We start from the raw sequence: 12975 nt of genomic DNA, 5'->3' as shown, positions 1-12975 counted from the left end.
CATGAGTTTCCATCCCGAACCGGAATTGCGCGGCCATACGCTGGTCGTCACCGTGTCCTCGCATGATGGCCGGCCGGTGCTCGACAGGCATGCCTATGCGAGCCTTGCCAGGACCTTGCACGAGGCAGCCGTCAATGACGAGGTCCGCGTCGTCATGCTGCGCGGCCTTGCCGGATGCTTCTGCCTTGGCGGCGACTTCTCGGAGTTCCTCGACGCCACCAAGCACCGAGAGCTGATCGCCGCCGTCACCGACATGTTCCGCATGTTGGCGACCTTCCCCAAGCCGGTCCTTGCCTGCGTCGACGGCGACGCCGTCGGTGTCGGCTGCACCATCCTGTTCCATTGCGACATGGTGATCGCTTCCCGGGGCAGCACCTTCAGGGTGCCGTTCGTCGATTTCGGCCTGGTGCCGGACGCGGCGACCAGCATCCTGGCACCACAGAAGCTCGGCTATGCCGGCGCCTTCCGCTTCTTTTGCCTGGGCGACACGCTGGGCGTCGAAGACGCCAAGGCGCTCGGCCTGGTCGGCGAGATCGTGATGCAAGGCAGCGCCGAGGAAGCGACGCTGGCGAGGGCGAAACAGCTGGCCAAGAAGCCCGTGGCGGCCCTGCTGCAGACGCGCAGCCTGCTCAAGGGCGACACGGACGTCTTGTGCGACCGCATCGACCACGAGATCACGCTGTTCCAGCAGGCGCTTCAGGATGACGCCACGCTGAAGCGGCTGCAGCGGATCGCCCGCCTGGCTGCCTGAGCGCCTGGCTTAAAAACCTCAGCGCCGCGCGAGCCGAAAGGCGCGCGGCGCTGTAATTCGTCCGGAACTGCGTAAAAACAAAGAGATAGGCGTTTCGCCGTTTCCATGAAACGGGGAAAAGCACTAGTCCTTCAGGAATTCCGGTCCCTCGCCGATGATCTTCTTGTCGGGCTTGCCGATGGCTTCGAGGTCGCGACCGTCATAGGGCAGGGAAAGCAGGATACGTTGCATCACCGCGAGCCGGGCGCGGCGCTTGTCGTTGGCCCGCACGGCGATCCAGGGCGAGAACTCCTTGTGCGTGCGCTCGATCATCTGGTCGCGCGCCCTGGTGTAGTCGTCCCACTTGCCGACGCCGGCGATGTCGATCGGCGAGAACTTCCAGTTCTTCAGCGGCGACCAACGGCGGTCATGGAACCGTTCGAGCTGGGTCTCGCGGCCGATGTTCAGCCAGAATTTGAAGAAATGGATGCCCTCGTTGGAGATCATCCGCTCGAAGTGCGGCGTCTCGTCGAGGAATTTCTCGTGCTGCTCCGGCGTGCAGAACCCCATGACCGGCTCGACGCCGGCGCGGTTGTACCAGGAGCGGTCGAAGGTGACGAACTCGCCCGAAGTCGGGAAATGGTCGACATAGCGCTGGTAATACCATTGCCCCGCCTCGGTCGGCGTCGGCTTGGTCAGGGCGACGTTGCGCGCCGTGCGCGGGTTCAAATATTGCCGCAGCACGAAGATCGTGCCGCCCTTGCCGGCCGCGTCGCGCCCTTCGAAAAGCGCCATCACCCGCTTGCCGGTGGCCTGCAGCCAGGCCTGGGCCTTGACCAGTTCGATCTGCAGAGACTCGAGTTCCTTTTCGTACTCCTCGCCTTTCATCTTCTTGTCGTAAGGATAGCCGCCGGCGGTGAGCTTGTTGTCCTCGATCCAGTCCGGGAGCACCGGATTGTCGATGTCGAACTCGCGCTCCTTGCCGCCGATCTTGATCTTGATCGGTGCGGTGGCCGGCACCGCTTCAGCCGTTTCCTTGGCCTTTTTCATCCAGACGAACCTTTCCAGTTTGCGGACTCATGCTATGGAGCCTGTGCAGCGCAGCGCGCATTCGGGTGCAAAAACGCTGTAGCATTTTGATTTTGCGCATGAACCTTCGCGAAAATCGATCCTGATTTTCACGGTCCCATGCGTCAGGCCGGTCCAGCGAGCCGCTGGCCGGTCGAACGGGATGCGGGGTGGCGCGGGCCTATGGCAGAGACGGGCGCGGGACAAAACAACAGGGGGCAGGCCTTGGCGGCGCGGCTGTCACGCAACCGCTGGCTGCTTGGCGCGGGTGTTCTCGCGGTCCTTGCCGTTTATTTTTTCGCCGGCGTCTCCGTCTATGTGCTGATGCTGGCCCTGGCCGCGCTGCCGGCCGCCGCGATGCTGCCGGCAAATGCCGAACGCCAGCCAGCCGATACGGGAGCAGCGATCGAGGCAAGCGGGCTGCAGCGGCTCTCCGGCGAGTATCTGGCGGCCGCGGTCGCCGATCCGCTCATCATATTCGATCGCTCCGCCGCCATGGTTCACGCCAACGCCGCCGCCTTCGCCGCCTTCGGCGGGCTGGCTCCGGGGATGTCGCTGGCATTGAAGTTTCGCGCGCCGGAAATGCAGGCGCTGCTCGACGGCATTCTGTCGGGTCAGGTCGCCGCCGATGCGGTCGACTACACCGAGAAGCTGCCGGTGGAGCGGACATATCGGGTCAGCGCGTCCACGGTCGGCCATGCCACCGGCCTTTACGTGCTGGTGTTCAAGGATCAGAGCGAGACGCGTCGCATCGATCGCATGCGAGCCGATTTCATCGCCAATGCCAGCCATGAGCTGCGCACGCCGCTCGCCTCGATCGCCGGCTTCATCGAGACGCTGCGTGGGCCGGCCCGCAACGATCCGGCGGCGCGCGACCAGTTCCTGCAGATCATGCAGAACCAGACCGGCCGCATGGCCCGCCTGATCGACGATCTGCTCTCGCTGTCGCGGTTGGAGATGAAACCCTATCTGAGGCCGGGCACGGAGGTCGATCTTCGCCAGACGATCGATAGCGTCATCGATTCGCTCGGGCCGCTGGCCGGTGAGAACGGCGTCGTCATCGAGCGGGAGTTCGCCAACGGGCCGCTCGTCGTTCCCGGCGATCGCGACGAACTGTTCCAGGTCTTCGAGAATCTCCTAGAGAACGCCTGCAAATACGGCCAGTCAGGTGGGCATGTCACCGTATCGATCGCCGGCGGCGAGGATAGCCAACAGCCGGGCTTCGACGTCACGATAAGGGACTATGGTCCGGGCATTGCCGAAGAACACATCCCGCGCATCACCGAGCGCTTCTACCGCGTCGATGTCGAAAACAGCCGCACCCAGAAAGGCACCGGGCTTGGCCTTTCGATCGTCAAGCATATATTGACCCGTCATAACGCAAGATTGTCGATCAAGTCGGAAGTCGGCAAGGGCGCGGCGTTCACGGTTCATTTGCCGGCTCGCTGATCGTGTATCGGTTGCCAACCGGGATTTTCTTCTTTCTGTCATGCGGTTCGCGTATCAGCGACGGATTGAGGGAACGCACCAGCCGGCACAAACCGGGAAGGCATATCCATGCAGTCCGTCCATATCGCCAGTGCCTATGATGAAGAGCTGAAGTTCCTATCGAAGCGCATCGCTGCGATGGGCGGCCATGCCGAGCGCATGGTCGAACAGGCGGTCGCGGCCCTGGTGAATGTCGACCATGGCCTCGCGCAGAAGGTCATCCAGGACGATCTCGTCCTCGACGAAGGACAGCGCGAGATCGACGACAAGGCCATCATCATCATCGCCAGGCGCCAGCCGATGGCGACGGACCTGCGCGAGATCGTCGGCGCGATCCGCATCTCGGCCGATATCGAGCGCGTCGGCGACCTGGGCAAGAACGTCGCCAAGCGCGTGGCCTCGGTCGACGGCCGCCAGCCGAATAGCCTTTTCCGCGGCCTGGAGGCCCTTGCCAATCTGGCGCTGACGCAGCTCAAGGAAGTGCTCGACGTCTATGCCTCGCGCTCGGTCGAGAGGATCGGCCTCGTGCGCGATCGGGACGACCAGATCGACGCCATGTACACCTCGCTGTTCCGCGAGCTTTTAACCTACATGATGGAAGATCCGCGCAACATCACGCCCTGCACGCATCTTCTGTTCTGCGCCAAGAACATCGAGCGCATCGGCGACCACGCGACCAACATCGCCGAGACGATCTATTACATCGTCACCGGCGACCAGATGCCGGCCGATCGGCCGAAAGGCGACAAGACCGACAAGGTCGTGCTTCCCGCCACGGTGCCGGCTAAGTGAACCGGCGCCTCTCGAACGGCTTCCTGATTTAGGATAAGCTCCTCCAGACACAGCGATTTTGTCAGTCGCAGTCTCGGGAGGTTTGCGATGGAACAAGTTCGGAACCTGACCCCGGCCCCAACGTCGGGCATCATTGCATCCAGCGTCTATTCGGGCGGCAAGCGCGTCGCCGACATCGCCGTCGAACAAGCCGGCGAATGGGCGGCAAAACCCGGCCATGTCGTCTGGATCGGCCTGCTCGAGCCCGATCGCAACCTGCTGCTCCGGGTGCAGGCGCAATTCCACCTGCATGATTTGGCGATCGAGGATGCCGAGCATCCGCATGCACGCCCGAAGATCGAGCAATATGGCGACGCCCTCTTCATCGTTGCCCGCACCGCGCAATTGATCGACGGCCGCGTCACGTTCGGCGAGACTCATCTGTTCGTCGGCGCCGGCTACATCGTCAGCGTCCGGCACGGCCCGTCGACCTCCTACGCCGCCGTGCGCCAGCACTGGGAGAGCTGCCCGCATTCGCTCGCCAAGGGCGAGGACTTCGTCCTCTACGCCATCCTCGATTTCATCGTCGACAATTACATGCCGGTGCTGGAGCAGATCGAGGACGAGGTCGAGGCGATCGAGGACAAGGTGCTTTTGAAGCCGATGACCGGTTCCGATATCGAGCGGCTTTACATGCTGCGCCGCGATCTGCTGCGCCTGCGCAATGCGGCGCTGCCGCTGGTCGAGGTCTGCCGTCGGCTGACCAGTGCCGAGTTGCCGCAGATCCATGCCGCCATGCATCCGCTGTTTCGCGACGTGACCGACCATATCCGCACCGTGCAGGAAAAGATCGACTCACTGCGCGAGGTTCTGGCCTTCGCCTTCGAAGCCAGTCTGCTGGTCGGGCAGAGCCAGGAAACCGCAATATCCAAGAAGCTCGCCTCATGGGCCGCCATTCTGGCGGTGCCCACGGCCTTCGCAGGCATCTACGGCATGAACTTCTCCGACATGCCGGAACTGAAGATGGAATACGGTTATCCAATCATCCTGCTGGTGATGGCCGCGATCTGCTCGTTCCTGTACTGGCGGTTCAAGAAGAATGGGTGGCTGTGAAATATGGGAGTAAGGGAGTAGGGCAGTAAGGGAGTAGGTAATAGGGAGCGACTGACTGCGAAACGTAGCGCATGAAGCGCTCTTTCCCCTACTCCCCTACTCCCCTACTGCCTTACTCCCCTATTCCCCTATCTTGCCCTGCGCCGCTCCCCCGCCGGCTGGAACGCCACCCGGGAATGATACTTGCAATAGGGTCCCATTTCGGCGGCGTCGTTGCCGCAGAAGTTGAAGTCTTCAGACAGCGGATCGCCGTTCGGCCATTTGCAGGTGCGTTCGGTCAGCTCGACGAGCTGCAGATGCCGCGAGATCGGCACGACCACGTTCTCGACCGGTCGGATATAGTGGCGCGCGACCGGCTCTGCGTCGAACTGCACCTGCAGCGCGGTGGCGCCGATGGTGGCCGTCACGTGACGCGTAGCACTTGCGGCGCGGGTCACCGATTTCTGCATTGTGGCGCCTTGCGTCGCCTTTTTCTGGCGCGCCGGGGCGGCCGTCGCGCGGCCGCGGCCCGACAGCTTCAGGCGATGCACTTTGCCGATGACAGCGTTGCGGCTCACTCCGCCAAGCTGTGCGGCAATCTGGCTGGCGCTCAGGCCCTCCGACCACAGTTTCCTGAGAAGTTCTACCCGCTCGTCAGTCCAGTTCATGGGGCCGCGCTCCTGCTGAGGCGTGCGGTAGTCAGAATCCGTTCCCGACCCGGCTCCCGCCGGGCAAACGACACCACATATACCGGGTGATTAGGTCCGCCGCACGAAATCTAGTTATTTCTCGACTACAAATACCTTATGCGCTGACTCGGTGACAAGAGTCCCCAGGGCAACACGATTCGGTTTTTTCGGTTTTCCCCAACTTGCCGGTCTACTTATGAGCCGGCGTGGCGTCGGAGGTTCGCCACGCGCTTCTGCGTGACGTTTTCGTTGACTTCATGGCCGAAAAACATGATAAGCCGCAAAGGCCGCCGCATTGGCGGCTTTTTTGATTTCCGGTTCCGGAGACGCATATAATGAGCGGTTCGGCGCTTTACGAGACCTTTGCTCGCGCCCCCCTGGCTTTCGACCGCGGGGAGGGGACCTGGCTGATCACCGACAAGGGCGAGCGATATCTCGACTTCGCGGGCGGCATCGCGGTGAATTCGCTGGGCCACAGCCACCCGCATCTGGTGGCGGCGCTCACCGAGCAGGCCGCCAAGCTGTGGCACGTCTCCAATCTCTATGAGATCCCGGAACAGCGCCGGCTGGGCGAGCGGCTGTCCGAAGCGACCTTTGCCGACAAGGTGTTCTTCACCAATTCCGGCGCCGAGGCGCTGGAATGCGCCATCAAGACGGCCAGGCGCTATCAATTCGTCAAGGGCCATCCCGAGCGTTTCCGCATCATCACGTTCGAGGGCGCCTTTCACGGCCGCACGCTGGCGACGATCGCCGCCGGCGGCCAGTACAAATATCTCGAAGGCTTCGGCCCGAAGGTCGAGGGGTTCGACCAGGTGGCTTTCGACGACATCGACGCCGCGGAAAAGGCGATTACGCCGGAGACCGCGGCAATCCTGATCGAGCCGGTGCAAGGCGAGGGCGGCATACGGCCGGTGCCGACGCAGTCCTTGAAGCGGCTGCGGCAACTCTGCGACAAGCATGGCCTGCTGTTGATCTTCGACGAGGTCCAGTGCGGCATCGGCCGCACCGGCAAGCTGTTCGCGCATGAATGGACAGGCGTCACACCCGACCTGATGGCGATCGCCAAGGGCATCGGCGGCGGCTTCCCGATGGGCGCCTGCCTTGCCACCGACGAGGCGGCGACCGGCATGACGGCCGGCGTGCACGGCACCACCTTCGGCGGCAATCCGTTGGCGATGGCCGTCGGCAACGCCGTGCTCGACATTGTCCTGGCCGACGGCTTCCTCGAGGACGTGCAGCGCAAGGCGCTGCTTCTGAAGCAGGGCCTTGCGGCGGTGGCCGATGAATTCCCCGATGTCATCGAGGGCATCAGGGGAACCGGCCTTATGCTCGGCCTGAAATGCGCCATGCCCAACACCAAGGTGAACATGGCGCTGCGCGACCAGCACCTGCTTGCCGTGCCGGCGGGCGACAACGTCATCCGCCTCCTGCCGCCGCTCACCGTCACCGACGAGGAGATCGGCGAGGCGCTGGAGCGCATTCGCGGTGGCGCCAAGAGCCTGACCGACGCGATTGCGGCCGAAGCCGCCAAATAATTTCTGGAACCTGCCGATGAGTGTTCGCCACTTCACCGATCTATCCGCCGTTTCCGCAGGCGACCTGCGCATCATGCTGGACGACGCGGTGGCGCGAAAGACCAGGCTCAAGGCGGGCGAGCGTTCAAAACCGCTCGATGGCAAGGTGCTGGCCATGATCTTCGACAAGCCGTCGACGCGCACGCGCGTTTCCTTCGATGTCGGCATGCGCCAGCTCGGCGGCGAGACTATCATGCTGACCGGCACCGAGATGCAGCTCGGCCGGTCGGAGACGATCGCCGACACGGCAAAGGTGCTGTCGCGTTACGTCGACGCCATCATGATCCGCACCACCTCGCATGACCGGCTGCTGGAGCTCACCGAGAACGCCACCGTTCCGGTGATCAACGGGCTGACCGACGACACGCACCCCTGCCAGCTCATGGCTGACATCATGACCTTTGAGGAACATCGCGGACCGGTGGCCGGCAAGACCTTCGCCTGGACCGGCGACGGCAACAATGTGCTGCATTCGCTCCTGGAAGCCTCGGCGCGGTTTCGCTTCAATCTCAATGTCGCGGTGCCGGAAGGCAGCGAACCGTTCGAGAAATATGTCGACTGGTCGAAAGCCAATGGCGGCAAGGTCCGGTTTTCCAGGTCCGCCGAGGAGGCCGTCGACAAGGCCGACTGCGTCGTCACCGACAGCTGGGTCTCGATGGGCCAAGAGCATCGCGCCCGCGGCCACAACGTCTTCCTGCCCTATCAGGTCAATGTGGCGCTGATGGCAAAGGCCAAGCCCGATGCTTTGTTCATGCACTGCCTGCCGGCGCATCGCGGCGAGGAGGTCACCGACGAGGTGATCGACGGGCCGCATTCGGTGGTCTTCGACGAGGCCGAGAACCGGCTGCACGCCCAGAAGGCGGTGCTGGCTTGGTGCCTGGGCGCTTGAGAGGAGCCGACCTGACCGCTTCCGGCCCGATCGGGCTCAACTTGATCTGGGGATATGTGATGCCTATTTGCGGGCCATCACGTAAATTGAACGCGCTTCGACGCATGCGGCTCATCGGGTTGCATGGCTGCGCCCCGGAGTTTTGTCATGTTGGAAACCCAGACCTTGGCTGAGCATAAACCCCAACTCGGTGAATTTGGCTTCGCCGGCGACGATCACGTCGTGCCTTACGAGGTCGCGCCGCTCGATGTGCGCGGCCGCACCGTGCAGCTCGGGCCGATGCTCGACGCTATTTTGAGCCGCCACAATTACCCAGAACCGGTCGCCCGCCTACTGGCGGAAGCCTGCGTGCTCACCGTGCTGCTCGGCACCTCGCTGAAGTTCGAAGGCAAGTTCATCCTGCAGACCCGCACCGACGGTCCGGTCGACATGCTGGTGGCCGATTTCACCACGCCGCATGCGCTGCGCGCCTATGCGCGTTTCGATGCCGACCGGCTGCAGGCGCTGACCGCCGCCGGCGAGACCTCGCAGCAGACGCTGCTCGGCAACGGCGTCCTGGCTCTAACCATCGACCAGGGCGCGCATACGCAGCGCTACCAGGGCATCGTCCAGCTCGACGGCACCTCGCTGGAGGATGCCGCGCGTACCTATTTCCGGCAGTCGGAGCAGATCCCGACCGAGATCAAGATGTCGGTCGCCAAGCTGGTCACGCCCGGCCCGGCGGGCGCACGCGAGCAGTGGCGCGCCGGCGGCATCCTGGCGCAATTCCTGCCGCAATCGCCGGAGCGCATGCGCGTTCCCGATATTTCCGGTGGCGACGGCGATCCGCGTGACGTTGCGGACCACCCGGCCGACAATTCCTGGCAGGAGTTGCTGGCGCTGCTCGGCACGATCGAGCCGACCGAGTTGATCGACCCGACCGTGGGCGCCGAGCGGCTGCTTTACCGGCTGTTCCACGAACATGGCGTGCGCGTCTTTCGCGGCGTGCCGGTCGCCGACCAGTGCTCCTGCTCGCGCGACAAGATCCGCGGCATTCTCGAAGGCTTTTCGGCCCAGGAGATCAAGGACTCGACCGAGGACGGCGGCATCCACGTCGCCTGCGAGTTCTGCTCGACGCAATACGACTTCGACCCGGCCGAATTCGTGAAGTAGGAACCTTTCCTTCTCCCCGTTTCACGGGGAGAAGGTGTCACGAAGTGACGGATGAGGGGCGGCGCCTTGGTTGGTGGTGATAGCGACACGCTGGCGACGCGGTCGTCTGCCTCAAAAAATCCCAGAAGTTTGGCGCTGCCCCTCATTGCCCTTCCGGGCATTTCTCCCGTGGACGGGGAGAAAGACGCTGTCGCCTAATTCACCGTGCGCCTTGTCCCCGGCATATCGAGCGAGAAAGCCGGAATGGCGATATCGAACGTCTCGCCGCGGCCGTTGCGCATCGTGTAATGGCCGACCATGATGCCCGACGGCGTCGAGAGCGGGCAGCCCGAGGTGTACTGGTAGCTGTCGCCGGGATTGAGTTCCGGCTGGTCGCCGACGACGCCGGCGCCGCGCACCTCCTCGACCCGGCCCCGACCATCGGTGATGTGCCAGTAGCGCGACACAAGCTGCACGAACTCGTCGGAGCGGTTGTCGATCGTCACCTGATAGCCCCAGACATAGCGGTTCTCGGACGGATCGGAGCGATCCTCCAGATAGAAGGGCCTGACCAGCACTTCGATGTTGCGCGTCACTGCGCGATACATGGGCCACTCCGGTTGCCGCTGCGGAACATTCGTTGCGCTTCGCTGTTGGACGCGCAACGCCGACCATCCTGCCAGCCTTGTAGCGCACGTGCCGAAAAACAATGTCATTTAAGTGACACATGACAATGTTGGTGTGCACAAACCGTGCCGGGCGACTCGGGCGCTCTGTAACTGATGAAATGGGCGCATGCGGCCGAGAGCAATTCCAGGAAAAGTGTGAGCAGTTTTCCCTCCGGAATTGCGTGAAAACAAAGAGATAGAGAGTGACCAGATCTCGATGGAACTGACTATCGCAGCCGGCCTGGCTTCGTCAGCCCTTCTTCTGTCCAATCTCACCAGTATCCTGCTCGCCGCGTCGCGGCTGAAATGGCGGCATGTCATTGCGCCGCCCGTCGGCGCACAGCCGGTCTCGATCATCGTGCCGTCGCGCGGCGTCGAGCCGTTCACGCAGGAGACCCTGCAGCGCGCCTTCTCGCTCGATTGGCCGCGCTACGAGCTGATCTTCTGCGTCGCGCATGCCGAAGACCCGGTGGTCAAACTGATCGATGCGGCGATCGCGCGCTATCCGAAGATGCCGGCGCGACTCCTGATCGGCGACGACCGCGTCAGCGCCAACCCCAAGCTCAACAACTGCATCAAGGGCTGGCAGGCTGCGCGGCACGATTGGGTGGTCCTTGCCGATTCCAATGTTCTGATGCCGAAGGACTATATCCAGCACCTGATGGCGGCATGGCGCCCGGATACCGGCCTCGTCTGCTCGACGCCGATCGGCTCGCGGCCGGATGGGTTTTGGGCCGAAGTCGAATGCGCCTTCCTCAACACGCTGCAGGCGCGCTGGCAGTATGCCGGCGAGGCGCTTGGGCTCGGCTTCGCCCAAGGCAAGAGCATGCTGTGGAACAAGCCGATGCTCGATGCCAATGGCGGTATCCAGGCTTTGGCCGCCGAGATCGCCGAGGACGCGGCCGCCACCAAGCTGGTCAACAGCCTGGGCCTGCGCGTCAATCTCGTCGCTTCGCCTTTCGAGCAGCCGCTCGGCCAGCGCCGGCTCGCCGAGATATGGTCGCGCCAGGCGCGCTGGGCGCGGCTGCGCCGCGTCACCTTCCCGCTGTTCTTCGCGCCGGAGATCCTGACCGGCGCCGCGGTGCCGCTGCTGCTGGCGCTGATTGCGGCGGCAAGCGCCGGCGTCAGCCTGCCCACGACGGCCTTGGGCGTGCTGGCGATCGCCTACCTGCCGGAATGCCTGCTGGCCTTTGCGAAGGGCTGGTACCTGTCGCCGCGCAGCGTCACCGCGATGCTCACGCGCGACGCGATGCTGCCCGCCATCTGGGCGCGCGCCTGGTTCGGCGGCGCCGTCGAATGGCGCGGCAACGCCATGACCATCCGCACCAAGGCGATGACCGAACTGGAAGAGCTTGCCTAATGCATGTCGCGCAAAAGTGTGCATCGGTTTTGCGATAACGACATGCATGAAACAAAGCCTCAAAGCGCGTCGCCTGAATCCGCTTCAGCGCGACGCGCTTTAAGGTCCTGTGTAGTGACGGTCGCCGCTACAGGTCTTATTTGGCCGCCTTCAGCGCCTGCTCGATGTCCTCCAGCAGGTCGTCGGCGTCCTCCAGGCCGACGGAGAGCCTGAGCGTGCCCGGCCCGATGCCGAGTTCGGCCCGCGCGTCGTCGCTCAGGTTCTTGTGCGTGGTCGTCGCCGGATGGGTGATCAGGCTCTTGGCGTCGCCGAGATTGTTCGAGATCAGCACGATGTCGAGCGCGTTCTGAAAGGCGAAGGCCGCCTGCTTGCCGCCCTTGACGTCGAGGCAGATCAGCGTCGAGCCACCCGACATCTGCTTCTTGACGACATCCGCCTGCGGATGATCGGCCCGGCCCGGATAGATGACGCGGGCTATCTCCGATCGGCCGGCGAGGAAATCCGCGATCTTGCCGGCGCTCTCGGTCTGCTGGCGCACGCGCAACGGCAGCGTCTCCAGCCCTTTCAACAGCGTCCAGGCGTTGAACGGCGACAGGCTGGGACCGGTGTGGCGGAAATAGTCGTGCAGGTTTTCGTCGATCCATTTCTTGTCGGACAGGATGACGCCGCCGAGGCAGCGGCCCTGACCGTCTATGTGCTTGGTCGCCGAATAGACGACGATATGGGCGCCGAACTGCAGCGGCTTCTGCTGCAGCGGCGTGGCGAAGACATTGTCGACGATCAAGCGCGCGCCGATGGAATTGGCGAGCTTGGCAACCGCGGCGATGTCGACCACTTCCAGCGTCGGATTGGTCGGGCTTTCGAGGAAAAACAGCTTGGTGTTCGGCCTTATCGCCTTTTCCCAATTGGTGATGTCGGTGCCGTCGACCAGTGTCGCCTGGATGCCGTAGCGCGGCGCCAGCGTCTCGACTACCCAGCGGCAGGAGCCGAACAGGGCACGCGCCGCAACGATATGGTCGCCGGCCTTGGCGCTGCACAGCAACGCGGCCGAGACGGCCGCCATGCCGGAAGCGGTGGCGCGGGCATCCTCGGCGCCTTCGAGCGCGCACATGCGCTTTTCGAACATGTCGACCGTCGGGTTGGCGTAGCGCGAATAGATGAAACCGGGCTCCTCGCCCTTGAAGCGGGCTTCCGCGGCTTGCGCGGTCTCATAGACATAGCCCTGGGTGAGATACATCGCCTCGGATGTCTCGCCGAAGCCGGAACGCAGCGTTCCGTCATGCACGAGTGCCGTCTGAGGTTTCCAGTTGCGCTTCTTGGTGCTCATAGCCCTGCTTCCAGACACAAAAAAACCGGCCGCGAAGTCGCAACCGGTCCATATAGCCTTGCGGCTCGACGGTCCTTTAGCGACTTGTTTAACGTGGCTGCAAGCCGACCGGCCAAATCACCACGGGATAACGACCCTTTAGACCCGCGCCGCGCTTGCGTCAATTGCCGGCTTCATTAAGAGGTTTG

The 12975-nt window shown here is 63.5% G+C and carries 12 protein-coding genes and 1 riboswitch; of the genes, 8 read left to right on the top strand and 4 right to left on the bottom strand.

Features of this window, described 5'->3' with window-relative positions:
* Position 1 precedes the first annotated feature (1 nt).
* Entirely contained in the window at positions 2-751 is a 750-nt protein-coding gene (locus tag FJ418_RS04040; protein ID WP_140863758.1) for an enoyl-CoA hydratase-related protein, read from the top strand.
* 123 nt (positions 752-874) lie between these two features.
* Here the strand turns inward: FJ418_RS04040 and ppk2 are convergent, their stop codons facing one another.
* Positions 875-1780 (bottom strand): polyphosphate kinase 2, encoded by a 906-nt coding sequence (ppk2, locus tag FJ418_RS04035; protein WP_140863756.1) that lies wholly within the window; start codon positions 1778-1780, stop codon positions 875-877.
* A 201-nt stretch (positions 1781-1981) separates the two neighbouring features.
* Between ppk2 and FJ418_RS04030 the strand changes: the two genes are divergently transcribed.
* The 3 genes from FJ418_RS04030 to FJ418_RS04020 all read left to right on the top strand — a co-directional run bounded on the left by FJ418_RS04030 (position 1982) and on the right by FJ418_RS04020 (position 5170).
* A complete protein-coding gene (locus tag FJ418_RS04030; protein WP_140863754.1) occupies positions 1982-3247 on the top strand; it encodes an ATP-binding protein in 1266 nt (421 codons plus the stop codon).
* A gap of 108 nt (positions 3248-3355) precedes the next feature.
* Positions 3356-4078 (top strand): phosphate signaling complex protein PhoU, encoded by a 723-nt coding sequence (gene phoU, locus FJ418_RS04025; RefSeq protein WP_140647368.1) that lies wholly within the window; start codon positions 3356-3358, stop codon positions 4076-4078.
* Positions 4079-4165: 87 nt separating this feature from the next.
* Entirely contained in the window at positions 4166-5170 is a 1005-nt protein-coding gene (locus tag FJ418_RS04020; protein ID WP_140647369.1) for a magnesium and cobalt transport protein CorA, read from the top strand.
* Between the two features lie 128 nt (positions 5171-5298).
* On the opposite strand, the gene FJ418_RS04015 is transcribed toward FJ418_RS04020, so the two are convergent.
* On the bottom strand, positions 5299-5817 hold the full coding sequence (locus FJ418_RS04015; RefSeq protein WP_140863752.1) for a GcrA family cell cycle regulator: 519 nt from the start codon (positions 5815-5817) through the stop codon (positions 5299-5301).
* 356 nt (positions 5818-6173) lie between these two features.
* Here FJ418_RS04015 and FJ418_RS04010 point away from each other — a divergent pair, with 356 nt between their 5' ends.
* The 3 genes from FJ418_RS04010 to FJ418_RS04000 all read left to right on the top strand — a co-directional run bounded on the left by FJ418_RS04010 (position 6174) and on the right by FJ418_RS04000 (position 9453).
* On the top strand, positions 6174-7373 hold the full coding sequence (locus FJ418_RS04010) for an aspartate aminotransferase family protein (RefSeq protein ID WP_140863750.1): 1200 nt from the start codon (positions 6174-6176) through the stop codon (positions 7371-7373).
* A 16-nt stretch (positions 7374-7389) separates the two neighbouring features.
* Positions 7390-8301 (top strand): ornithine carbamoyltransferase, encoded by a 912-nt coding sequence (gene argF, locus FJ418_RS04005; RefSeq protein WP_140863748.1) that lies wholly within the window; start codon positions 7390-7392, stop codon positions 8299-8301.
* A 123-nt stretch (positions 8302-8424) separates the two neighbouring features.
* Entirely contained in the window at positions 8425-9453 is a 1029-nt protein-coding gene (locus FJ418_RS04000; protein WP_140863746.1) for an Hsp33 family molecular chaperone, read from the top strand.
* Between the two features lie 194 nt (positions 9454-9647).
* Here FJ418_RS04000 and apaG read toward each other — a convergent pair whose 3' ends face one another.
* The gene (gene apaG / locus FJ418_RS03995) at positions 9648-10040 is read right to left on the bottom strand and encodes a Co2+/Mg2+ efflux protein ApaG (protein ID WP_140647374.1); all 393 of its coding nucleotides are present in this window, start codon (positions 10038-10040) and stop codon (positions 9648-9650) included.
* Between the two features lie 277 nt (positions 10041-10317).
* Between apaG and FJ418_RS03990 the strand changes: the two genes are divergently transcribed.
* Positions 10318-11460, top strand: coding sequence for a ceramide glucosyltransferase (locus FJ418_RS03990; protein WP_140863744.1), 1143 nt, complete (start codon positions 10318-10320; stop codon positions 11458-11460).
* A 136-nt stretch (positions 11461-11596) separates the two neighbouring features.
* Here the strand turns inward: FJ418_RS03990 and FJ418_RS03985 are convergent, their stop codons facing one another.
* Entirely contained in the window at positions 11597-12787 is a 1191-nt protein-coding gene (locus tag FJ418_RS03985) for an O-succinylhomoserine sulfhydrylase (protein WP_140863742.1), read from the bottom strand.
* Positions 12788-12843: 56 nt separating this feature from the next.
* Positions 12844-12921: riboswitch (SAM riboswitch) on the bottom strand.
* Positions 12922-12975: the final 54 nt, after the last annotated feature.

It is taken from the genome of Mesorhizobium sp. B2-8-3, assembly GCF_006440815.1.
Lineage (GTDB): Bacteria > Pseudomonadota > Alphaproteobacteria > Rhizobiales > Rhizobiaceae > Mesorhizobium.
This window is presented reverse-complemented; position numbering and strand designations above follow the sequence as displayed.